The 21,691-nt window shown below is 60.5% G+C and carries 17 protein-coding genes and 4 tRNA genes; 8 read left to right on the top strand and 13 right to left on the bottom strand.

The window, feature by feature from the left end; genetic code table 11:
* The first annotated feature begins 18 nt into the window (after nucleotides 1–18).
* A complete protein-coding gene (locus tag ACEN83_RS07950; protein WP_495579938.1) occupies nucleotides 19–1,809 on the top strand; it encodes a bifunctional diguanylate cyclase/phosphodiesterase in 1,791 nt (596 codons plus the stop codon).
* 442 nt (nucleotides 1,810–2,251) lie between these two features.
* Here ACEN83_RS07950 and ACEN83_RS07945 read toward each other — a convergent pair whose 3' ends face one another.
* The 5 genes from ACEN83_RS07945 to bamJ form a co-directional block, all read right to left on the bottom strand.
* Nucleotides 2,252–2,659: an SEL1-like repeat protein gene (locus ACEN83_RS07945; protein ID WP_495579937.1), complete on the bottom strand. Its 408-nt coding sequence runs from the start codon at nucleotides 2,657–2,659 to the stop codon at nucleotides 2,252–2,254.
* The gene (locus ACEN83_RS07940) at nucleotides 2,660–3,031 is read right to left on the bottom strand and encodes a hypothetical protein (protein WP_003223109.1); all 372 of its coding nucleotides are present in this window, start codon (nucleotides 3,029–3,031) and stop codon (nucleotides 2,660–2,662) included.
* The gene (locus ACEN83_RS07935) at nucleotides 3,028–3,369 is read right to left on the bottom strand and encodes a helix-turn-helix domain-containing protein (RefSeq protein WP_116582350.1); all 342 of its coding nucleotides are present in this window, start codon (nucleotides 3,367–3,369) and stop codon (nucleotides 3,028–3,030) included. Before ACEN83_RS07935 ends, ACEN83_RS07940 begins: the two co-directional genes overlap by 4 nt.
* A gap of 114 nt (nucleotides 3,370–3,483) precedes the next feature.
* On the bottom strand, nucleotides 3,484–3,939 hold the full coding sequence (locus tag ACEN83_RS07930) for a YkvA family protein (RefSeq protein ID WP_007974982.1): 456 nt from the start codon (nucleotides 3,937–3,939) through the stop codon (nucleotides 3,484–3,486).
* A gap of 292 nt (nucleotides 3,940–4,231) precedes the next feature.
* Nucleotides 4,232–4,948, bottom strand: coding sequence for a BamJ family beta-barrel-assembly machinery protein (bamJ, locus tag ACEN83_RS07925; RefSeq protein WP_007974985.1), 717 nt, complete (start codon nucleotides 4,946–4,948; stop codon nucleotides 4,232–4,234).
* 267 nt (nucleotides 4,949–5,215) lie between these two features.
* On the opposite strand from bamJ, the gene ACEN83_RS07920 reads away from it, so the two are divergent.
* Together ACEN83_RS07920 and ACEN83_RS07915 are read left to right on the top strand one after the other, a co-directional pair.
* The gene (locus ACEN83_RS07920; protein WP_495579936.1) at nucleotides 5,216–7,018 is read left to right on the top strand and encodes a di-heme-cytochrome C peroxidase; all 1,803 of its coding nucleotides are present in this window, start codon (nucleotides 5,216–5,218) and stop codon (nucleotides 7,016–7,018) included.
* 28 nt (nucleotides 7,019–7,046) lie between these two features.
* Entirely contained in the window at nucleotides 7,047–8,183 is a 1,137-nt protein-coding gene (locus tag ACEN83_RS07915) for a catalase family protein (RefSeq protein WP_495579935.1), read from the top strand.
* Between the two features lie 128 nt (nucleotides 8,184–8,311).
* Here the strand turns inward: ACEN83_RS07915 and ACEN83_RS07910 are convergent.
* The 4 genes from ACEN83_RS07910 to ACEN83_RS07895 all read right to left on the bottom strand — a co-directional run bounded on the left by ACEN83_RS07910 (nucleotide 8,312) and on the right by ACEN83_RS07895 (nucleotide 8,852).
* Nucleotides 8,312–8,388: transfer RNA gene (locus tag ACEN83_RS07910), tRNA-Asp, on the bottom strand.
* Nucleotides 8,389–8,407: 19 nt separating this feature from the next.
* Nucleotides 8,408–8,483: transfer RNA gene (locus ACEN83_RS07905), tRNA-Val, on the bottom strand.
* Between the two features lie 197 nt (nucleotides 8,484–8,680).
* A tRNA-Asp gene (locus ACEN83_RS07900) sits at nucleotides 8,681–8,757 on the bottom strand.
* A 19-nt stretch (nucleotides 8,758–8,776) separates the two neighbouring features.
* A tRNA-Val gene (locus tag ACEN83_RS07895) sits at nucleotides 8,777–8,852 on the bottom strand.
* A gap of 159 nt (nucleotides 8,853–9,011) precedes the next feature.
* Here ACEN83_RS07895 and rdgC point away from each other — a divergent pair.
* The 3 genes from rdgC to sugE all read left to right on the top strand — a co-directional run bounded on the left by rdgC (nucleotide 9,012) and on the right by sugE (nucleotide 11,475).
* Entirely contained in the window at nucleotides 9,012–9,932 is a 921-nt protein-coding gene (gene rdgC / locus ACEN83_RS07890) for a recombination-associated protein RdgC (RefSeq protein ID WP_007969735.1), read from the top strand.
* A gap of 144 nt (nucleotides 9,933–10,076) precedes the next feature.
* Nucleotides 10,077–11,042 (top strand): bile acid:sodium symporter family protein, encoded by a 966-nt coding sequence (locus tag ACEN83_RS07885; RefSeq protein WP_056721760.1) that lies wholly within the window; start codon nucleotides 10,077–10,079, stop codon nucleotides 11,040–11,042.
* 118 nt (nucleotides 11,043–11,160) lie between these two features.
* A complete protein-coding gene (gene sugE, locus ACEN83_RS07880) occupies nucleotides 11,161–11,475 on the top strand; it encodes a quaternary ammonium compound efflux SMR transporter SugE (protein WP_007977599.1) in 315 nt (104 codons plus the stop codon).
* A 123-nt stretch (nucleotides 11,476–11,598) separates the two neighbouring features.
* Here sugE and ACEN83_RS07875 read toward each other — a convergent pair whose 3' ends face one another.
* The 3 genes from ACEN83_RS07875 to ACEN83_RS07865 all read right to left on the bottom strand — a co-directional run bounded on the left by ACEN83_RS07875 (nucleotide 11,599) and on the right by ACEN83_RS07865 (nucleotide 16,017).
* Nucleotides 11,599–13,473: an MFS transporter gene (locus ACEN83_RS07875; protein ID WP_495579934.1), complete on the bottom strand. Its 1,875-nt coding sequence runs from the start codon at nucleotides 13,471–13,473 to the stop codon at nucleotides 11,599–11,601.
* Between the two features lie 96 nt (nucleotides 13,474–13,569).
* Nucleotides 13,570–14,721: a TDT family transporter gene (locus tag ACEN83_RS07870; RefSeq protein WP_495579933.1), complete on the bottom strand. Its 1,152-nt coding sequence runs from the start codon at nucleotides 14,719–14,721 to the stop codon at nucleotides 13,570–13,572.
* A 105-nt stretch (nucleotides 14,722–14,826) separates the two neighbouring features.
* Entirely contained in the window at nucleotides 14,827–16,017 is a 1,191-nt protein-coding gene (locus ACEN83_RS07865; protein WP_495579932.1) for an MFS transporter, read from the bottom strand.
* A 114-nt stretch (nucleotides 16,018–16,131) separates the two neighbouring features.
* On the opposite strand from ACEN83_RS07865, the gene ACEN83_RS07860 reads away from it, so the two are divergent.
* Nucleotides 16,132–16,668: a TetR/AcrR family transcriptional regulator gene (locus tag ACEN83_RS07860; RefSeq protein WP_495579931.1), complete on the top strand. Its 537-nt coding sequence runs from the start codon at nucleotides 16,132–16,134 to the stop codon at nucleotides 16,666–16,668.
* A 100-nt stretch (nucleotides 16,669–16,768) separates the two neighbouring features.
* Here the strand turns inward: ACEN83_RS07860 and ACEN83_RS07855 are convergent, their stop codons facing one another.
* Nucleotides 16,769–17,686, bottom strand: a complete 918-nt coding sequence (locus ACEN83_RS07855) for an IS110 family transposase (RefSeq protein WP_495578386.1) — start codon at nucleotides 17,684–17,686, stop codon at nucleotides 16,769–16,771.
* A 364-nt stretch (nucleotides 17,687–18,050) separates the two neighbouring features.
* Here ACEN83_RS07855 and ACEN83_RS07850 point away from each other — a divergent pair, with 364 nt between their 5' ends.
* Complete coding sequence (locus ACEN83_RS07850) at nucleotides 18,051–21,521, top strand: hybrid sensor histidine kinase/response regulator (protein ID WP_495579930.1); 3,471 nt, start codon at nucleotides 18,051–18,053, stop codon at nucleotides 21,519–21,521.
* Nucleotides 21,522–21,691: the final 170 nt, after the last annotated feature.

Below are 21,691 nucleotides of genomic sequence, written 5' to 3'. Positions count from 1 at the left end.
TTATCGCCAGAGATCGCCATGACCACAACCGAACAGCTGAGTGCATTGAGCTCGATCCTGACTCAAGGCGGTTTGCACAGTTTGTTCCAACCGATCATCAGCCTCTCTGAACGGCGCATTCTCGGCTACGAAGCCCTCAGTCGCGGGCCGTCCAACAGCCCTCTGCACTCCCCTGTCGCCCTGTTCGCCGTCGCTCGTCAGGCCGGTCGTTTGAGCGAGCTGGAAATTGCCTGCCGCGAAAGCGCTTGCCGACGCTTCAATGAACAACAACTGCCTGGCCTGTTGTTTCTCAACGTATCCCCGGAATCCCTGCTCGAAGCAGCCCATCAACCGGGACGCACCCTGCAATTGCTGCAGGACTTCGGCATTCCGCCGAGTCAGGTAGTCATCGAGCTCACGGAACAGACGCCGACGGATGATTTCCAGCTGCTGCAAACCGCCCTGCATCACTATCGGGCGATGGGATTTTCGATTGCGCTGGATGATCTGGGGGCGGGTTATTCGAGTTTGCGTTTGTGGTCTGAGTTGCGGCCGGATTACGTGAAAATCGACCGGCATTTCATTGATGGCATTCATCAGGATGCGCTCAAGCGCGAGTTCGTCGGCTCGATCCTGCAAATCGCCAAGGCCTCGCGGGCGCAAGTCATTGCCGAAGGTATCGAGTTACCGGAAGAGCTCACGGTACTGACCGAGATGGGCGTCGATCTGGTCCAGGGCTATCTGCTCTGCCGCCCCCAGGAACACCCGCCACAGGATGCCCGGGCAATGATGCCCCGCCAGGACAGCACCAGCGTTGTACTGAGCGAAGACGGCAGCGACCTCAGCGCACTGCTCAACGAGCAACCCGCCGTGAACCGGGACACCCCGACCGCCACGGTGCTCGAAGCCTTTCGCCGCCAGGCCAACCTGAACTCGCTGGCGGTCCTGGATGCACAGGGTCAGCCTTGCGGTATCGTCCATCGGCATTCGCTCTCCGATGCCCTGCTCAAGCCCTTTGCCACCGATCTGTTCGCCCGCAAACCCATCAGCCGCTTGATGAACGATGACTTCCTGGCCGTCGAGCTGAGTCAGTCGCTGCAACAAGTCAGCCGCCTGATCACGGGCCGTGCCCGCCAGCGCATCGAAGAAGACTTCATCATCACCCTCAATGGCGGCTATCTCGGGCTCGGCCGCGTGATAGACGTACTCAAACTGATCACCGAACTGAAGATCCAGCAAGCCCGCTACGCCAACCCGCTGACCTTGCTCCCGGGCAATGTGCCGATCCAGCAATGCCTGACGCGGTTGCTTCAACAGCAACGGGAATCGGTGATCTGCTACGTGGACATCGACAGCTTCAAACCTTTCAACGACATCTACGGCTATGGCCGCGGCGACGAAGTCCTGTTGTGCCTGGCGCAATGCCTGAACGACCGCGTCGACCCGTCCCGCGACTTCGTCGGCCACATCGGCGGTGATGATTTCCTGCTGGTGCTCGGCCCGGAAGACTGGCGCAAACGTTTGAACCAGTTGCTCGACGACTTCCAGAGCCAATGCCGACGCTTCTACCGCAGCGAGCACCTGGAAGCCGGCTGCTTCATCGCACCGAATCGCCAGGGCGTGCGACAGGAGTTTGCGCTGTTGTCACTGTCGATCGGCGTGGTGCATCTTCATCCACAGGCCTGTGGACAACTCGATGCGAGCCAGCTGGCGGAAATGGCGTCACAAGCCAAACACCATGCGAAGAATGTGCAGGGCTATAGCGTGCATGTGATTGATAGCCTGGTGGTGCAGGAACGTGAAGGTGCTTGCCTGATGGGGCAGCGGTGATTGGCAGGCCGCCTTCGCGGGCAAGCCCGCTCCCACAGAAAAGCAAAGACAGAGCGGCATACACAGACGCTCTTCACCACTCAACAGGCCGAGCGTTAGCTCGCCTGCCGCTCTTGATCTTGATCCACCCGCCCCCTCGGCAGGCTGAGTGGAGGTGTTCATCCGGGGATGGGCGCGCAGCGCCGTTCGACGCAGTCGAACTCATTGCATGTAGGTCGAAGCGAAGCCGACCGGAGGGCAATGCCCCCGGATGAATACCGCAGCGAAGGAACCCCGAGCCTCAGCGAGGGGCCGTACGTAAGGGGCGAGACTTTTTGGTTCCTTTTGTGTCGTTTGACAAAAGGGACTCGCCGTAAGGGCGAAACCATAAGTCGCCGTTACCGCAGAAATGGATATGTACACAGTCAACAAAAGACAGGTCGCCTTGCAGACAGGCCCAGGGTTATAGGCCAGACTCGCGAGACGCCAACTCTTGCAACTTGATCGGCGCCAACGGATGCCCGGCCTTCGCCGCGATCTCCCAGAATCGCGCCGCTTCAAGCGGATCCGGAGCCTTGCTCGCCGTCCCAGCCAAACAGATCACGCCCACCTGATACGCCGCCTTGCCATCGCCCGCCAACGCCGCCAGGCGCAACAAACGCACGCCCTCCTCACGAGCGCCGAGGCCGACACCGCGAAACGTCAGGATGTGCCCATAGAAGCTCTGGGCGCCGACGTCGCCCAGGTTGGCCATGCGTGCAAACTGGCCTTCGAGCCAGCGCCAGCCCTGCGGCTGGCGAACAAACCACGACCAGTGAAACAACCGGCGCGCGAGCCAGTACCCGGCACGCGCCTTGAGTTGCAAAAACATTCAGGCCTCGGCCGATTCCGGGTATTCGTACTCGAACACCCGCACCACTTCCGAAGCGTGCCAGGACGCGGCGGCAACGCCGTCCGACGGCCCGGAAAAACGCCCGAGGCGCTCGACACACTCAAAGAATCCGGTGCGCGGCAAACGGCTGGCGCCCTGGCTGATCACCAGTGAACTGCGCAATGGCTGCTCCGCCTTGGCGTCCAGAGCCGCCAGATGCTCAAGGGCTGCCGTCAGGGTCTGCATGGCCGGGGTCGGCAGCTGCAAACGTTCCAGCAATGCCCGATACGTCAACAGATGGCGCTGGCGTCGCGCCTGATCCAGTTCGCCCAGCAATCCGTCCCAGTGTTGACGACTGATGCGTACACTCACGATTCATCCCTCCACCCTGGCACCGTCAATTCCCAAGCCAGGCTGCGGCGAATCGCGGCGTCGGGCAGACGCTCGCCACTTTCGATCATGGCCAGGTAAGACGGGCTGATGCCTACCGTGCGGGCCAGCGCCTCGATGGCGATGCCCTTCCCCTCGCGCAAACTGCGTAGTTGATCCAGACCCGGAAGAATCGCGTCTGGTGTCGCCGCCTGAGACTTCGTGGCTTGAGGCGACGCTTGCTCCTTGATGCCCGCTGCTTTCAATAACGCCTGATATTGAGCCCATGGCAGAACCGCATACTCGGGCTCGCCTTCGCGTGTAATTATCTGAATATCCATCACTACCCCGTAGGACAACAACACTTAGCGAGTCGGCACTTTTCCCTAGAAGTGTAATCCTAACAGCGGCCAAGGTCGCGGGGGGCATCAATCTATGAAGTCGTCAAAATCGACTCAGCGTTTTTTCGGGCCTTGCAGTTGAAGTTGCTCGGGGGTATCGGGCAGGCGCTCAACCACCGCAAGCTTCTCCGGGACCTGCCGTTTGCGCCAGGCGCGGAAGGCATTCAGCTCGTCGTCGAGTACTTTCATCAACCACGCCAGGACGGCGATGTCATCGAACATGCCGAACACCGGAATGAAATCCGGGATCGCATCCACCGGGCTGAGGAAGTACATCAGGCCCGCGACAACCGACAGCAGCGCCTTGGGGCTGATGGCTCGATACTCGCCACGCCAGTAGGCCAGGCAGAGTGCCTGCAACAGCTTCAGGTCGTCCTTGATCTTGCCCAGTCGATTGCCCTGGCTTGCGCCTTTGCTGGCGACCGCGAACAACAGGGTCGGCAATCGACCGCGTGCCAACAGACGTCCGGCCAGTGGCAGGAAACGAGCGAAATTCCAGGGTGCTTTCATCATTCCTCCCGTTGAAATGTTATCCACACAAATTGTGGATAACCTTGTGAACAGAGCTGCTTTTCATCGCTGTAAGCCCCGTTTTACAAGGCCTGCGTTCAGATCGGGCGTTTTTTACTCATCAAAAAAAACCCATAATTTCATTGACTTGGCGGCCTTGTGCGTCTACCGCCGACACTACTATGCCTAAGACTCCGGCCTAGAGCGTCTGTTCGTTTTGTTTACCCCTGCCGAACGCCAGATGCAACAACGCCCCGCATGAGCGAGGCGTTGTTGTCGAAGCAGGCGCTGGTTACTTGGCAGCGGCGTCTTCTTTTGCCGGGTCCTTGATGGCCAGCAGTTCCAGGTCGAATACCAGCACCGAGTTGGCCGGAATCGCCGGGCTCGGGCTTTGAGCGCCGTAAGCCAGGTCAGCAGGGATGTACAGCTTGTACTTCTCGCCAACGTGCATCAGTTGCAGGCCTTCGACCCAACCCGGGATCACACCGCTGACCGGCAGATCGATCGGGCTGCCGCGCTCGACGGAACTGTCGAAGACGGTGCCGTTGGTCAGCTTGCCGGTGTAGTGAACGGTCACTACGTCAGTCGGCTTAGGCTGAGGGCCATCGGCCTTCTGCACGACTTCGTACTGCAAGCCCGAAGCGGTGGTGGTCACGCCAGGCTTCTTGCCGTTTTCTTCGAGGAATTTCTTGCCGGCAGCGGCCGACTCTTCGCTCATCTTGGCCATGCGCTCTTCGGCACGCTTTTGCAGTGCGGCGAACGCCTCGACCAGTTCTTCATCCTTGAGCTTCTGCTCTTTCTTGCCGACGGCGTCTTCGATGCCCTGGGCTACAGCTTTGGAGTCCAGGTCATCCATGCCTTCCTGAGCCAGGCTCTTGCCCATGTTCAGGCCAATGCCGTAGGAAGCTTTTTGCGCCGGAGTTTTCAGCTCTACGCTGGTCTGCGAATCACAACCCGCAAGTACCAGGCCAACCAGGGCCACCGCCGCCGCCAACCGATGCTGTTTCATGCTATTTCCTTGTTCATGCGCCTAAAGGGCAATCGAGTAAAGCCGCGAGCTTATCAGGCCGCCACGACCAATGGCTACCGGCATGAGAGCCGGAATCAATTGATAAGTTCAGGTGTTTAAACGCTTTTCACAATTCCAGTGATGAAGCTTCCTTCATCTTGCTCCGACAGAGGCTGATTCCTGAACCTGCAATCTGGCGTAATGGCCCCTTGCCGCACATTGGCCACTCGGGCATAACGGCATGATAATTCGACAAGGATGTTTATCTTGCGCCTCTTCCTACGCTTGCTGGCTCTCATCGCAGTCCCGCTCGGGCTGGCCCTGGCCGTGGTTCTTTATTACGTCGCCAACCCGAAACTGCCGGCCTGGTCGCCTGCACAACAGGTGCATTACCTGGACCAATGGAGCGCCGTCGACCGAGAGACTTATTACTTCACACCCCAGGGCACCCAGGTCAAAGGCTTGCGCTATGACTGGTTCACCGCCCTCGAACTGCCCTTCTCGCAGCAACGCTTCGCCGCCCCCGAGTACCTCGCGCGCTTCGGTTTTCTGGTGGACCCCGGCCAGAAACCCACACCGAACAACCCCGGCAACCTCCCCGCAGGCTTTACCCGGCATCAGAATGCCGGCAGCCCGGAGGTGTTTCTGGACATCACCTGTGCGGCCTGCCATACCGGCGAACTGCGCTTCAAGGGGCAAGCCGTGCGTATCGACGGCGGTTCGGCGCAGCATGTCCTGCCGTCCAGCGTTCCTACGCTCAAAGGGGGCAGTTTCGGACAAGCGCTGGTCGCCAGCCTGGTCTCGACCTACTACAACCCGTGGAAATTCGAACGTTTCGCACGCAACGTACTGGGCCAGGACTACGAGACGCGCCACAAGCAACTGCGCAAAGAACTCAAGACTTCGCTCGATACATTCCTCAAAGTGGCCTGGAACGACACCCATCGCGGGCTCTATCCAACCGAGGAAGGCCCTGGGCGCACCGATGCCTTCGGGCGCATTGCCAACGCCAGCTTCGGTGACGCGATTTCCCCCGACAATTACCGCGTGGCCAATGCTCCGGTCGATTATCCGCAGTTGTGGGACATGTGGACGTTCGAATGGGTGCAGTGGAACGGCTCGGCGAAGCAACCGATGGCCCGCAACATCGGCGAGGCGTTGGGCGTCGGCGCCACGCTGAACTTCTTCGACCAGAACGGCCAGCCGCTGATGGGCGATGCCCGCTATCCCTCCAGCGTCCGTGTGCGCGACCTGCACCTGATCGAAGAAACCCTGCAACGACTCTCGCCGCCGGCCTGGCCGGAAGACCTGCTGGGCGCGATCGACAAGCCGCTGGCCGCCAAGGGGCGCACCCTGTTCGCGGAAAACTGCGCGGGCTGCCATGTACCGCGAACCACCCAGGGCGAGGGCCGATACGTTCAGCACCTGAAAATGCTCCCGGTGGATGACATCGGCACAGACCCGGGCGCGGCCAACAACATCGCCGACCACCGCTTCGACCTGACAGCGCTGCAATGGAAGCAGGCGGAACTGGAAAAACTCGATGTAGAGCCAAAACCCGACGAACCACTGGACCTGAGCAAGATGTCCGTCGCCAAGGGGCTGGCCTATGTCACGGCATTTGTCCGCGACCGCGCCTATCAGGATGCCAATGTCACCCCCGCCGAACGCCCGGAAATGGACGGATTCGGCCTGCCAATCGGCGTGCGCGAATTGCGTTCGTACAAGGCCCGGCCGTTGGCGGGTGTATGGGCGACAGCGCCCTTTCTGCACAACGGTTCGGTACCGAGCATTTATCAATTGCTGTCGCCTCAGGATGAGCGTGCAACCACGTTCTACAAAGGCACTTTCGAATATGACCCGGGACACCTGGGTTACCGCACCGAAGCCTTTACCAATGGTTTTCTGTTCGACACGCGAATCACCGGCAACCACAACAGTGGTCATGAATTCCGTGCCGGCAAACTCGGCAATGGCGTGATCGGCCGCTGGCTGCAGCCGCAGGAGCGCTGGGCATTGCTGGAATATCTGAAAGTGCTGGGCGGCCCGCTGGAAGCGCAATTGCCATGATCACAGCCTCAGCCAAAAGGACGCTCTCATGCTGATTACACTCTGGCTGCGCCTGGGCGCCTTCCTCGGCAAACTGTTGCTGTGGCTGCTGGTTCTCGGCGTGCTTGGCTGGGCATTGGCCACCGCCTGGTTTGCCTGGCAGCAGCGCGGACCGGTCTCGGCGCAGGAGTCGATTGCGGACGATGAAGCCGCGATGACCCGGGACATCATCCAGACCGCCGTGCGCATCGTCGATCAGCACCGCGAAAGCACCCGCTTCCTGCGCGATGCCCACGCCAAGGCCCACGGCTGCGTCAAAGCCGAAGTTCAGGTGCTGCCGGAACTGGCCAGCGAATTGCGCCAGGGCGTGTTCAGCGAGCCGGGCAAAACCTGGCAAGCGACGATGCGCCTGTCCAATGGCAACGCCTACCCGCAGTTCGACAGCATCCGCGATGCCCGGGGCATGGCGATCAAGCTGCTCGATGTACCGGGCAAACAACTGTTGAGTGATCAGCCGGGGCGAAGCGAACAGGACTTTGTGATGTTCAGCCATCCGAACTTCTTTGTAAGTAACGTGGCCGAATACCGTCAGAACGTTGCTGCCCAGGCCGAAGGTAAAAAAATGATGGCGTTCTTTCCGGGCTGGGACCCGCGTTCGTGGCAGGTTCGCCACCTGTTTATTGCCCTGGCGACCTTGTCTCCTGCGCCATCAAGCCCAACCCGGACAACGTACTTTTCGGTTTCACCCTACAAATTCGGTGAAGCCAATGCCAAGTTCCGGGTCATGCCCGATCCGGGCAGTTGCCCGGCCTACAACCTGCCGGAACAAAACCGCAACTTGCCGAACTTCCTGCGCAATGCGCTGAATCAACAGTTGTCGACCGACCGGGTAGCCGCGTGTTTCGTCTTGCAAATCCAGCGGCAGGACGCCAACAAGTACATGCCGATTGAAGACACCAGCATTGAATGGCGCGAAAGCGATGCGCCCTTCGAGACGGTGGCGCAGATCAAGGTGCCGGCGCAGGACTTCGATACACCGGCACTGAACCTGCAATGCGACAACCAGTCATTCAATCCCTGGTTCGGTATCGAGGCACACCGCCCCATCGGCGGAATCAATCGCCTGCGCAAAGCCGTGTATGAAGCTGTCAGCGACTACCGGCACAGCCGCAACGCCGAGCAATAACCGGGCAGACACAAAAAAAGCGATCCCGGGATCGCTTTCAGGACTGGCCAGATGCCAGACAGCAAAAAGCCCGCACAAGGCGGGCTTTCTGTGGTGACCTGGCGTTCAGTGTTCCAGATTACCGAATATGGCGCAGCGGACGGGACTCGAACCCGCGACCCCCGGCGTGACAGGCCGGTATTCTAACCGACTGAACTACCGCTGCGCGAAACGCTTGAAACGAATGGTGGGTGATGACGGGATCGAACCGCCGACATTCTGCTTGTAAGGCAGACGCTCTCCCAGCTGAGCTAATCACCCTTCGCTTCGTTACGGGACGCATTATGCCACAAGTTTTCGTAAAGTGTTGATTTAATTGAAGTTTTTTCAAATAAATCCGAAAACCGGTAAAACGACACATCCCGCGGGTACAACGTGCAAACTTGAGGCAGAAAAAAACCCGCTATAGCGGGTTTTTCCGTGGTGACCTGGCGTTCAGTGTTCCAGGTTACCGAATATGGCGCAGCGGACGGGACTCGAACCCGCGACCCCCGGCGTGACAGGCCGGTATTCTAACCGACTGAACTACCGCTGCGCTAAACACATGAAACGAATGGTGGGTGATGACGGGATCGAACCGCCGACATTCTGCTTGTAAGGCAGACGCTCTCCCAGCTGAGCTAATCACCCTTCGCTTCGGTGTGGCGCGCATTCTACGGAGCGACCCAACCTCTGGCAAGTACTTTTTTAAATAATTTTCTCAGGCCTTCCAAAGGCTTAGAGAAAGGTTGGCCTATGGCACGGCGAAGACAATAATGCCCCCCTTTGTATAAAGGAGAGACTCACCCCATGTGGTTCAAAAACCTGCTTATCTATCGCCTGACCCAAGATCTGCCTGTTGATGCCGAGGCGTTGGAAACTGCACTGGCCACCAAACTGGCGCGCCCATGTGCAAGCCAGGAGTTGACCACCTACGGTTTCGTCGCGCCGTTCGGCAAAGGCGAAGATGCGCCACTGGTGCACGTCAGCGGTGACTTCCTGCTGGTGTCCGCGCGCAAGGAAGAACGTATTTTGCCGGGCAGCGTCGTGCGTGACGCGGTCAAGGAAAAGGTCGAAGAGATCGAAGCCGAGCAAATGCGCAAGGTCTATAAGAAGGAACGCGATCAGATCAAGGATGAAATCATCCAGGCCTTCCTGCCCCGCGCCTTTATCCGCCGCTCGTCGACCTTCGCCGCCATCGCGCCGAAACAAGGCCTGATCCTGGTCAACTCGGCCAGCCCGAAACGCGCCGAAGACTTGCTGTCGACCCTGCGTGAAGTGATCGGCACCCTGCCGGTGCGTCCGCTGACCGTGAAAATGTCGCCGACCGCGACCATGACCGAGTGGGTTACCACGCAGAAAGCCGCGGACGATTTCTTTGTGCTGGACGAGTGCGAACTGCGCGACACCCACGAAGACGGCGGCATTGTGCGTTGCAAGCGCCAGGACCTGACCAGCGAAGAAATCCAGCTGCACCTGAGCACCGGCAAAGTGGTCACTCAACTGTCCCTGGCCTGGCAGGACAAACTGTCGTTCGTCCTCGACGACAAGATGGTGGTCAAGCGCCTGAAGTTCGAAGACCTGCTGCAAGACCAGGCGGAACAGGACGGTGGCGACGAAGCCCTGGGCCAACTGGACGCCAGCTTCACCCTGATGATGCTGACCTTCGGCGACTTCCTGCCGGCGCTGGTTGAAGCGCTGGGTGGCGAAGAGACTCCGCAAGGCATCTGATCGCCTGAATCAAAAGATCGCAGCCTGCGGCAGCGCCTACAGGAGGAATACATTCCAATGTAGGAGCTGCCGCAGGCTGCGATCTTTTTTTGCCAGCAGCGTATGCTTAGCTCCCTAACGCTTTCACCTAACAAGGATCAAGCCATGCGCGCACTGGCTGCATTGAGTCGTTTTGTCGGCAACACCTTCGCCTACTGGGTACTGATTTTCGCTGTCGTGGCGTTCCTGCAGCCGGCATGGTTCATCGGCCTCAAAGGCGCCATCGTGCCGCTGCTGGGGCTGGTGATGTTCGGCATGGGCCTGACCCTCAAGCTCGAAGACTTCGCCGAAGTCGCTCGCCATCCCTGGCGCGTGGCCCTGGGTGTGGTTGCCCATTTCGTGATCATGCCGGGCGTGGCGTGGTTGCTCTGCCAGGCGTTCCACTTGCCGCCGGAAATCGCCGTCGGCGTGATTCTGGTCGGCTGCTGCCCAAGCGGCACCTCGTCGAACGTGATGACCTGGCTGGCCCGTGGCGACTTGGCGCTGTCGGTGGCCATCGCCGCCGTCACCACCCTCCTCGCCCCCCTGCTGACGCCGGCGCTGATCTGGCTGCTGGCCTCGGCCTGGTTGCCGGTGTCGTTCATGGAGTTGTTCTGGTCGATCCTGCAAGTGGTGCTGTTGCCGATCGTGCTGGGCGTGGTTGCCCAACGGGTGCTCGGCGACAAGGTTCGCCACGCCGTGGATGTGTTGCCGCTGGTGTCGGTGGTCAGCATCGTGATCATTGTCACGGCAGTGGTGGCCGCCAGCCAGGCGAAGATTGCCGAGTCCGGCCTGTTGATCATGGCCGTGGTCATGCTGCACAACAGCTTTGGCTACCTGCTGGGTTACTTCACCGGGCGCCTGTTCAAGCTGCCTCTGGCCCAGCGCAAGTCCCTGGCCCTGGAAGTCGGCATGCAGAACTCCGGGTTGGGCGCCGCGTTGGCCAGCGCGCACTTCTCGCCGCTGGCGGCCGTGCCCAGTGCATTGTTCAGTGTCTGGCACAATATTTCCGGGGCATTGCTCTCCACGTATTTCCGTCGCATGAGTGAAAAACAGGATCGGGAAATGGCGGCACAACAGGTCAGCGACTGACTGGAAAACTTGATCCCCGGGTTAATGCTGGGCACTATATTGCCCATCGCGAGGACGACCTCGCGGCTCGATCGAGTCATTAATCAGGGGACGACCCCGTCAGACGATGGAGGTCTTCATGTCCTGGATCATTCTGTTTTTCGCCGGCCTGTTCGAAGTGGGCTGGGCCGTCGGCCTCAAGTACACCGACGGTTTCACCCGCCCTCTCCCCACCGTATTGACCGTTGCCGCCATGGCTATCAGCCTTGGCCTGCTCGGCCTTGCGATGAAGGAATTGCCGCTGGGCACAGCCTATGCAATCTGGACCGGTGTCGGCGCCGTTGGCACAGTGATCGCCGGGATCATTCTGTTTGGCGAGTCGATGGCGCTGGTGCGGCTGGCGAGTGTGGCGTTGATCATTAGCGGGTTGGTTGGGCTCAAAGTCAGCGCTTAGGCCACTACCGCTTTCGCGAGCAAGCCCGCTCCCACAGGTTTCGTGTACTCCCACACATATAGAGCACACCATCAATCCTTGTGGGAGCGGGCTTGCTCGCGAAGAGGCCCGAACTGTCACCGACTATCTGACTTCCCCGCGCAAATCCCCCACCATCGCCTGCAACTTCGCCGGCTGCGCCACTTCAACCGCCACCGCCGGCCCTGCTACTAATGTCACCCGCGACCACAGGCGATGAAACAGTCCCTTGCCCGGATCGCGGCTGAAGAAACTCCCCCACAACCCCTGCAAGGCCAACGGAATCACCGGCACCGGTGTCTCCTCGAGAATCCGCGTCAAGCCGCCCTTGAACTCGTTGATCTCGCCATCGGCGGTCAATTTGCCTTCGGGGAAGATGCACACCAGCTCACCGTCCTTCAGATACCGGGCAATGCGCGTGAAGGCTTGTTCATAGATCTGGATGTCCTCCTGGCGCCCGGCAATCGGAATCGTCCCTGCGGTACGGAAGATGAAGTTCAGCACCGGCAGGTTGTAGATCTTGTAATACATCACAAAGCGAATTGGTCGACGTACCGCGCCGCCAATCAGCAAGGCGTCGACGAACGACACGTGGTTGCACACCAGCAGCGCCGCGCCTTCGTCGGGGATCAGGTCCAGATTGCGGTGCTCCACGCGATACATGGAATGGCTGAGCAGCCAGATCATGAAACGCATGGTGAACTCCGGGACAATCCTGAAGATGTAGGCGTTGACCCCGATGTTCAGCAACGACACGACCAGGAACAACTGCGGGATCGACAGCTTGGCCACGCTCAGCAAGACGATCGAGACAATCGCCGACACCACCATGAACAGCGCATTGAGGATGTTATTGGCGGCAATCACCCGCGCCCGCTCGTTCTCCGCTGTGCGCGACTGGATCAACGCGTACAGCGGCACAATGTAGAAACCGCCGAAGACGCCCAGGCCGAGGATGTCGAGCAACACCAGCCAGGTGTGGCCGAAACCGAGGATGTCGATCCAGCCATGGCCGACGGCGCTGTCCGGAATTCCACCGGAATGCCACCACAGCAGCAGACCGAAGACGGTCAGGCCGAACGATCCGAACGGCACCAGGCCAATCTCGACTTTGCGCCCGGAAAGCTTCTCGCACAGCATCGAACCCAATGCGATGCCGACCGAGAACACCGTCAGAATCAGCGTCACCACGGTTTCGTCGCCGTGCATCCATTCCTTGGCATAGGCCGGGATCTGCGTCAGATAGATCGCCCCGACAAACCAGAACCATGAGTTGCCGACAATCGAACGTGACACCGCCGGTGTTTGCCCCAGGCCCAGCTTCAATGTGGCCCAGGACTGGCTGAAAATGTTCCAGTTCAGGCGCATTTGCGGCGTGGCGGCCGCCGCCCGGGGAATGCTGCGGCTGGCCAGGTAGCCGAGCACGGCAATGCCGATGATCGCCGTGGACACCACCGGTGCGTAATGTGCCGAAGACATCATGACCCCGGCGCCAATGGTGCCGGCGAGGATCGCCAGGAAGGTGCCCATTTCCACCAGGCCGTTGCCGCCGACCAGTTCATCCTCACGCAGGGCCTGCGGCAGGATCGAGTACTTCACCGGCCCGAACAGCGCCGAATGGGTGCCCATGGCGAACAGCGCCAGCAGCATCAGCGACAGGTGATCGAACAGAAAACCGACGGCGCCGACCGCCATGATGGCGATTTCTCCAAGCTTGATCAGGCGGATCAACGCATCCTTGGCGAACTTTTCCCCGAATTGCCCGGCCAGGGCCGAGAACAGGAAAAACGGCAGAATAAACAGCAGCGCACACAGGTTGACCCAGACAGAGCGGTCACCCTCGATGGTCAGCTTGTACAAAATCGCCAGGATCAAAGACTGTTTGAACACATTGTCGTTGAATGCCCCAAGGGACTGGGTAATGAAGAACGGCAGGAAGCGCCGGGTACGCAACAAGGTGAACTGTGAGGGGTGACTCATCTTCCATGTGTCCCTGATTATGTAGAGAGTGGCCTGGATACTGTAATTGGAGTATCGAAACTCGATCCAGGCCACACCTTACCTAATCTTTGCCGGTTATTTCTTCAATCCGGCAATGCATGGCGAGACAAACAGCTCGCCACGCCAGGCGCCCAGCACCGTGCGCTTGCCAACGATCAGCCACATCACCGCCAGCAACGCCACCAGTACACAGCCAAACACACTGAAAAACGTCAGGTTCAAGGTACTGGCCAGCTTCAACGTCGCCAGAGAATAGACACCCAACGGGAAAGTGAAGCCCCACCAGCCCAGATTGAAGGGGATGCCGGCGCGCAGGTACCGCACAGTGATCAGCAACGCCATCAGCATCCACCACAGGCCGAAGCCCCACAGGGTGATGCCGGTCACCAGGCCCAGTCCCGCAGCGATCTCACCGACGCCCGGCAAACCGTTGGCCGCGAAAATCAGCGGTGCATCGCCGCCCAGTACGAGCATGCCCAACGCGCCGGTGCCGATCGGGCCAAGGGCCAGCCAACTCGAGGCGGCCATGTTTTCGTGGGGCAGTTTATGCAGGGCCATGCGCAGCAACAGAATGGTCAGGATGCTGAAAGCCACCGGCAACGAAAATGCCCAGAGCACGTAGCTGGTCACCAGCATCACCAGCTGCGAGTGAGCGTCGGCCAAATGCGGCGCCAACAGGCCACCGCTGGCGGCCGCCACTTCTGCCGCGACCACCGGCAACAACCAGACAGCGGTCATCTGGTCGATGCTGTGCTCCTGACGCGTGAACATCATGTAGGGAATCAGCACGCCGCAGGCCAGCGACATCGCCACATCCAGCCACCACAACACCTCGGCGAGGTGAATCACACCGTCGCCCCAGCGTGGCAAGCCGAACACCAGGAAACCGTTGATGATGGTCGCCAGGCCCATCGGGATGGTGCCGAAAAACATCGAGACCGTGGAATGGCCGAAGATCCGTCGTGCTTCGTCGAAAAACAGCAGCCAACGGGCGGCGTACAGCGCCGTGAACAGCAGGAACAACGCAATGTTGAACAGCCACAGGGCTTCGGCAAAGGCGTGCAAGGCGGGCATGGCGACCGGCAATTGCGCGAGAGCCAGGGCCAGCACACCGGTGCCCATGGTGGCCGCGAACCAGTTGGGGGTGAACTGGCGGATCACTTCGCGTGGGTGCTGCAGGTGACTGAACGGTTTGATTCCGGGCTTGATGCTATTGGCGCATGTCATGGCGAACTCCTGTCCTCTTGTGAGGTAGAGCCCATGTTAGATCCGGATCGAATATCTATATAACGGGTAATATCTCTATATGTTATCTATTACATAGATATTCAATCAGGAGCTGGCCTCGCATGCCCTGCCTGAACGCGGGCGCATCAAACCTGCCAAAGCGCCAAGAGCCAGAAGAATCAACACCGCGCCATAACCGTCGACGGTCGCCACCAAACCGAGGATTCGGCTCAGATTCCCGGCCAGCAGCGATGGCAGGCAGAAGGCGAGATAGCTGAGCGCGTAATACGTCGACACCAGCCCGGCACGCTCATGGGGCAAGGCCAGCGGCACCAGGCTACGCAAGGTGCCGAGAAAACCGGAGCCGAAACCACAACCTGCGACCAGGGTGCCAAGGAAAAACAGCGGCAGGCTGGCACTGTGAACCCCCAGCAAAATCAGCACCACACCCATTGGCATCATGCTGGCGCCCAATAACAATGACTTGCCGGCGGGTCGGTTGCGCATGCTGTAAATCATCAGCGCACCGGTCAACGTCAAGGCGGCAACGGTCGCTCCGCCGATCATGTTCGAGGTCGAGCCTGTGGCCGTGCGCACCAACGAAGGCGCCAGGGAAGCGTAGAAACCGCCGAGGGCCCACAGTGCAGTATTGAGCGGCAGCACCCGCCAGAAAGTCGAGCGCGCCTGCAGCGGCACATGCAGAGTCGGTCGCAACGAGGCCCAAACCCCGGCCTGCCGCGAGACGCTTTCCGGCAAACGCCAGACATACACCGCCTGCATCACAAACAACGTCAGCAGCAGCCAGAACGTCAGGTGCAACGGCGCCGGGGCGAACTCGGCCAACACACCGCAGCCCAACCCGCCAATGGCCATACCGGTCAACGGTGCAACGCTATTGACCAGCGGCCCCCGTTCGCGGTCGGTATCCAGTAGCGTTGCGCCCAGCACCGCGGTAGCCATGCCGGTGGCAAAACCCTGCAGGACTCGGGCACTGATCAGCCAGGTGACGCTGTCGGCGTGAATAAATAGCAACATCGCCAGGATATTCAGCACCACCGCCGTGAAAATCACCGGTTTGCGCCCCAGGTAATCGGACAACGAACCGACGGTCAGCAACGCCACCAACAGGCTGAGGGCGTACACGCCAAAAATCAGGGTCAGGGTCGCGGCCGAAAACTGCATCTGCTCCTGATACAGGTGATACAGCGGCGTCGGCGCCGTGGAGGCCGCCAGGAAACTGAGCAAGGTAACGGCAAGAAACCACAGGCTGGCACGGTTTGAATGAGAACTGGACATAGGCGGGCTCCACAAAAGCTAAGTTTTTGCTTTTGCGGAGTGTGCTACCGGATCCCTCTTAAAGCAAATTCTTTGTGTTAAGGTCCGAGGCATGGCTTTTACAGGAACCCCAGGATGACAGCTCCCACCTTACGCCCGGGCGGACGCAGCGCACGGGTACAAGAGTCGATTCATTCGGCCGTGCGTCAACTCCTCGAGGAGCAGGACCGCGCCAGCCTGACCGTGCCGCAAATTGCTGCGCGCGCAGGCGTTACCCCCTCGACCATCTATCGACGCTGGGGGGATTTGTCGGCGCTGCTGGCCGACGTCGCCCTCGCCCGCATGCAGCCCGACAACGACCCCACCCACACCGGCAGCCTGCGTGGGGATATTCGAGCCTGGGCGGAACAGTACCTGGACGAAATGAGCTCCGAACCTGGCCGCAACATGCTGCGCGACGTACAGGCGGCGCTCAAGCCAAGTTACTGCGCAACGATCATTGGCGGGCAGTTGCAGACGATCCTCGACCGTTTTCCCAACGAGCCCGCGCCGTGTGTTGATCGGCTGATCAACCTGATCGCCGCCCCCATCGTTTTCCGCATTCTGTTTTCCGAGGCCGCGCTGGAGGTTGAAGAGCTGCATCGGTTGATCGAGATTGCGTTGATTCCGTAATACCGCTATTCGCGAGCAAGCCCGCTCCCACAGGTGATCGCGTTTATCCTGATTGAACGCGGCCGTAATGTGGGAGCAACTGTCTTCCCCCTGCCACTCGTCACCGCCATTCGGTGCCGTCCCGCAACATGGCATTCAGCCTAATCAGTAAGACCCGCATGCAGGCGATGAGCGCGACTTTCGCGCTCTTGCCTCGCTCCCGAAGAGCGTCATAACGTGCCTTGAAGTCTGGCTGATGACGGATCACGACCCAGCAAGACATGTAAAGCGCACGTCTGACACGGGCTCTGCCTCCATAGATTTGACGTTTTCCGCTGTGATTGCCGCTGTCGTCGTTGTACGGCGCAATTCCCGCCAAGGCCGCCACTTCACGACGATCAAGCTCTCCCAATTCAGGCAGGTAAACCAGCAAGCTGGCTGTGGCCACCGTACCGATACCTTTAACGGAAATGAGTCGCTCGGCTTTTTCGGCATCCAGTTCATGCATGCTCTGATGGATGGTTTTATCGAGCTGCTTGATCTGCACTTGCAGGTAGTGAACAAGACCTTTGATCGCCTCGATAACAACGGGTAGCTGGACTTGCTGAAGCCGGCGCTTGTTGTCGTCTCGTTGCTGAACAAACTGCTCGCGCAACTGGATCAGCTCGCGCAGCGCTTCACGTTCCGGCGAAATGATCTTGTCGCGGGATGCATGCAGCACTTCAGCGAAGTCCGCCAGCACGGCCGCGTCGATGGGGTCGGTCTTGGCATTCTTGCCCATCGCCACGGCGAAGGCTCTGGCCCGGCGGGGATTGATTCTGAGCACGTTGAAGTCGGCGCCCTGCAGTGCCGCCATGACCTTGCTCTCGTAACCACCGGTGGCCTCCAGCAGAACCCGGCCAACCTCGTACCGGCTCAGGCGCTCAATCAGCTCAACAAAGCCTTCTGACGTATTGGGAAGGTCAAAACCTTCACCCTGAGGTTGAACCCATACAACCAGGTTTGATTTGGAGATATCGATGCCGACCCAGGAAATCATGGCAAAACCCTCTTACACTCAGGAGTGAGAGTGCTCTGGCTTTGCCCACGCTTGTGATTCGAGTGGCGCTCGTCCAACTGTTCGGGCTTATGGGCCAGAGTGGAAAGGTGGATGGCAGCTTGGCTCCCACACGTGCTTTTAGCACCGCGGACTCACAGCTTGCCATCCACCCCTCTCACCTCGAAGTCTATTCCTGGATCTAGACACAAGCGGGCTTGCTCGCGAAGAGGCCCACCCAGACACTGCAAAATCCCCTGCGACACCCCGCCACGCCACGACCTTGGTCGACACTGACTAACGCTGGCGGTCGTGCGAGACTGTCTGTCCGGGCGGGAGGTCCGGAAGTCTTTTGTCTGGAGTCCCCATGTCGTTGTCCACCGGGCTGATTGCCGCCGTCGCCCTGGCCTATATGGCCATCATGTTCGCCATCGCCTTCTATGGCGACCGTCGCAGCGCGCCTTTGCCGCCGCGTGTGCGCGCCTGGGTGTACAGCCTGTCGCTGGCGGTCTATTGCACCAGCTGGACGTTCTTTGGCGCCGTGGGCCAGGCCGCCGAACAGCTCTGGTCGTTTCTGCCGATCTACCTCGGGCCGATCCTGTTGCTGGTCGGTGCGCCGTGGGTCCTGCAGAAAATGGTGATGATCAGCAAACAGGAGAACATCACCTCGATCGCCGACTTCATCGCCGCGCGCTATGGTAAATCCCAGTCGCTGGCGGTGGTGGTGGCGCTGATTTGCCTGGTCGGCGTGTTGCCCTACATCGCGCTGCAGCTCAAGGGCATTGTGCTCGGCGTGAACCTGCTGATCGGTGCTGGCGCCGACGCCATGGGCACCCGGGCCCAGGACACCGCGTTGATCGTGTCGCTGGTGCTGGCGCTGTTCACCATCGTCTTCGGTACCCGCAACCTCGACGCCACGGAGCACCACCGCGGCATGGTGCTGGCCATTGCCTTCGAATCACTGGTCAAGCTGTTCGCGTTTCTCGCCGTCGGCGCGTTCGTGACCTACGGCCTGTACGACGGTTTCGACGACCTGTTCGACCAGGCCATGCTGGCGCCGCGCCTCGAACAGTACTGGAAGGAAACCATCAACTGGCCGTCGATGGTGGTGCAGACCGGTGTGGCGATGATGGCGATCATTTGCTTGCCGCGGCAGTTCCACGTGACCGTTGTCGAGAACATCGATCCCCAGGATCTGCGCCTGGCCAAGTGGGTATTCCCGGCCTACCTCGCCCTGGCTGCCTTGTTTGTCGTGCCGATCGCCCTGGCCGGCCAGATGCTGCTGCCCAGCTCGGTATTGCCGGACTCGTTCGTCATCAGCCTGCCCCTGGCGCAGGCGCATCCGGCGCTGGCCCTGCTGGCGTTTATCGGTGGCGCTTCGGCGGCCACCGGCATGGTGATCGTGGCCAGCGTGGCACTGTCGACCATGGTGTCCAACGACATGCTGCTGCCCTGGCTGCTGCGTCGCAACAATGCCGAGCGCCCGTTCGAAGTGTTCCGCCAGTGGATGTTGTCGGTGCGCCGCGTCAGCATTGTGGTCATTCTGCTGCTGGCCTATGTCAGTTACCGCCTGCTGGGCTCGACCGCCAGCCTGGCGACCATCGGCCAGATCGCCTTCGCCGCCGTGACCCAACTGGCCCCCGCCATGCTCGGTGCGCTGTACTGGAAACAGGCCAACCGCCGCGGTGTTTTCGCCGGCCTCGCCGCAGGCACCTTCCTGTGGTTCTACACCCTGATCCTGCCAATCGCCGCCCTCAGCCTCGGCGTTTCCTTGAGCACATTCCCAGGGCTGGCGTGGTTGCACAGCAATCCACTGAACCTTCCGATCACCCCGCTGACCCAGGGCGTGGTGGTATCGCTGGCGGGCAACTTCACGCTCTTCGCCTGGGTCTCGGTGCTGTCGCGCACCCGGGTTTCCGAGCACTGGCAGGCGGGCCGTTTCATCGGCCAGGAAATCAGTGCCCGCCCCAGCGCACGCTCGATGCTGGCGGTGCAGATCGACGACCTGCTGCAACTGGCGGCGCGATTCGTCGGCGAAGAGCGTGCCCGTCAGAGCTTCATCCGCTTTGCCTATCGCCAGGGCAAAGGCTTCAACCCGAACCAGAACGCCGACGGTGAATGGATCGCCCACACCGAACGCTTGCTGGCGGGTGTGCTCGGCGCCTCTTCGACCCGCGCGGTGGTAAAAGCCGCCATCGAAGGCCGGGAGATGCAACTGGAGGACGTCGTGCGCATCGCCGACGAAGCCTCGGAGGTGCTGCAATTCAACCGCGCCTTGCTGCAAGGCGCCATCGAGAACATCACCCAGGGCATCAGCGTGGTCGACCAATCGCTGAAACTGGTGGCCTGGAACCGTCGCTACCTGGAATTGTTCAACTACCCGGACGGCTTGATCAGTGTCGGTCGGCCGATCGCCGACATCATTCGCCACAATGCCGAGCGCGGCCTGTGCGGCCCCGGCGAAGCCGAAGTTCACGTCGCGCGTCGCCTGCACTGGATGCGCCAGGGCCGCGCGCATACCTCCGAGCGCCTGTTCCCCAACGGCCGGGTCATCGAGCTGATCGGCAACCCGATGCCGGGTGGCGGCTTCGTCATGAGTTTCACCGACATCACCGCGTTCCGTGAAGCCGAGCAGGCGCTGACCGAAGCCAACGAAGGCCTGGAGCAACGGGTCACCGAGCGGACCCACGAACTGTCGCAGCTCAACGTCGCCCTGACCGAAGCCAAGGGCATCGCCGAGGCGGCCAACCAGTCCAAGACCCGTTTCCTCGCGGCTGTCAGCCATGACCTGATGCAACCGTTGAATGCGGCGCGCCTGTTCTCCGCCGCCCTCTCCCATCAGGAAGATGGACTCTCCGGCGAAGCGCAGAAACTGGTCGGGCACCTGGACAGCTCGCTGCGCTCGGCCGAGGACCTGATCAGCGACCTGCTGGACATCTCCCGCCTGGAGAACGGCAAGATCAACCCGAATCGCCAGCCGTTCGCGCTCAATGAACTGTTCGACACCCTCGGTACAGAGTTCAAGGTGCTGGCGCAGGAACAAGGCCTGGAGTTCCGCGTTCGCGGCAGCGCGCTGCGGGTCGACAGCGACATCAAGCTGCTGCGGCGAATTTTGCAGAACTTCCTGACCAATGCGTTTCGCTACGGCAAAGGGCCGGTACTACTGGGCGTTCGTCGGCACAAGGAAGCATTGAGCCTGGAAGTCTGGGACCGTGGGCCGGGTATTCCGGAAGATAAACAACAGGTGATTTTCGAAGAATTCAAGCGCCTCGACAGCCATCAGACGCGGGCGGAAAAAGGCCTCGGCCTGGGGCTGGCCATTGCCGACGGGCTATGCCGCGTGCTCGGCCATACCTTGCGCGTGCGCTCCTGGCCGGGACGTGGCAGCGTGTTCAGCGTCAGCGTACCGCTGGCCAGGGCGCAAACCGCAGCGCCGGTCAAAGTCGCCGAGCTCAATGGCAAATTGCTCAATGGCGCGCAGGTGCTGTGCATCGATAACGAGGACAGCATCCTGATCGGCATGAACAGTTTGCTCAGCCGCTGGGGTTGCCAGGTCTGGACCGCACGCAATCGCGAGGAGTGCGCAACGCTGCTGGGCGAAGGCATGCGCCCGCAATTGGCGCTGGTGGATTACCACCTCGATCATGGCGAAACCGGAACCGACCTGATGGCCTGGTTGCGCACGCAAATGGGCGAGCCGGTTCCTGGCGTGGTGATCAGTGCCGATGGCCGACCGGAGACGGTCGACAAGGTGCATGCAGCAGGGCTGGATTACCTGGCCAAACCGGTGAAACCGGCGGCGTTGCGGGCGTTGTTGAGTCGGTATTTGCCGTTGTAACCCGGGCTGACTCAGAACCCTGTGGCGAGGGGGCTTGCCCCCGTTCGGCTGCGCAGCAGTCGTCAGTCCGGCAACGCGTTTTTCCTGAAGAGACTGATTGAATGGTTTGGGGCCGCTACGCAGCCCAACGGGGGCAAGCCCCCTCGCCACAGGATCCGCGGTCGCCCGGG

It is taken from the genome of Pseudomonas sp. Pseusp49 (assembly GCF_059491875.1).
This window is presented reverse-complemented; position numbering and strand designations above follow the sequence as displayed.

Bases quoted from the DNA above. Each gene is read 5' to 3' on its own strand.
- bamJ (WP_007974985.1), bottom strand. From the start codon at position 4,948: ATGAAACAGCATCGGTTGGCGGCGGCGGTGGCCCTGGTTGGCCTGGTA.
- sugE (WP_007977599.1), top strand. From the start codon at position 11,161: ATGTCCTGGATCATTCTGTTTTTCGCCGGCCTGTTCGAAGTGGGCTGG.
- ACEN83_RS07945 (WP_495579937.1), bottom strand. From the start codon at position 2,659: ATGTTTTTGCAACTCAAGGCGCGTGCCGGGTACTGGCTCGCGCGCCGG.
- ACEN83_RS07935 (WP_116582350.1), bottom strand. From the start codon at position 3,369: ATGGATATTCAGATAATTACACGCGAAGGCGAGCCCGAGTATGCGGTT.
- ACEN83_RS07885 (WP_056721760.1), top strand. From the start codon at position 10,077: ATGCGCGCACTGGCTGCATTGAGTCGTTTTGTCGGCAACACCTTCGCC.
- ACEN83_RS07865 (WP_495579932.1), bottom strand. From the start codon at position 16,017: ATGTCCAGTTCTCATTCAAACCGTGCCAGCCTGTGGTTTCTTGCCGTT.
- ACEN83_RS07915 (WP_495579935.1), top strand. From the start codon at position 7,047: ATGCTGATTACACTCTGGCTGCGCCTGGGCGCCTTCCTCGGCAAACTG.
- ACEN83_RS07850 (WP_495579930.1), top strand. From the start codon at position 18,051: ATGTCGTTGTCCACCGGGCTGATTGCCGCCGTCGCCCTGGCCTATATG.
- ACEN83_RS07870 (WP_495579933.1), bottom strand. From the start codon at position 14,721: ATGACATGCGCCAATAGCATCAAGCCCGGAATCAAACCGTTCAGTCAC.
- ACEN83_RS07875 (WP_495579934.1), bottom strand. From the start codon at position 13,473: ATGAGTCACCCCTCACAGTTCACCTTGTTGCGTACCCGGCGCTTCCTG.
- rdgC (WP_007969735.1), top strand. From the start codon at position 9,012: ATGTGGTTCAAAAACCTGCTTATCTATCGCCTGACCCAAGATCTGCCT.
- ACEN83_RS07950 (WP_495579938.1), top strand. From the start codon at position 19: ATGACCACAACCGAACAGCTGAGTGCATTGAGCTCGATCCTGACTCAA.
- ACEN83_RS07860 (WP_495579931.1), top strand. From the start codon at position 16,132: ATGACAGCTCCCACCTTACGCCCGGGCGGACGCAGCGCACGGGTACAA.
- ACEN83_RS07930 (WP_007974982.1), bottom strand. From the start codon at position 3,939: ATGAAAGCACCCTGGAATTTCGCTCGTTTCCTGCCACTGGCCGGACGT.
- ACEN83_RS07855 (WP_495578386.1), bottom strand. From the start codon at position 17,686: ATGATTTCCTGGGTCGGCATCGATATCTCCAAATCAAACCTGGTTGTA.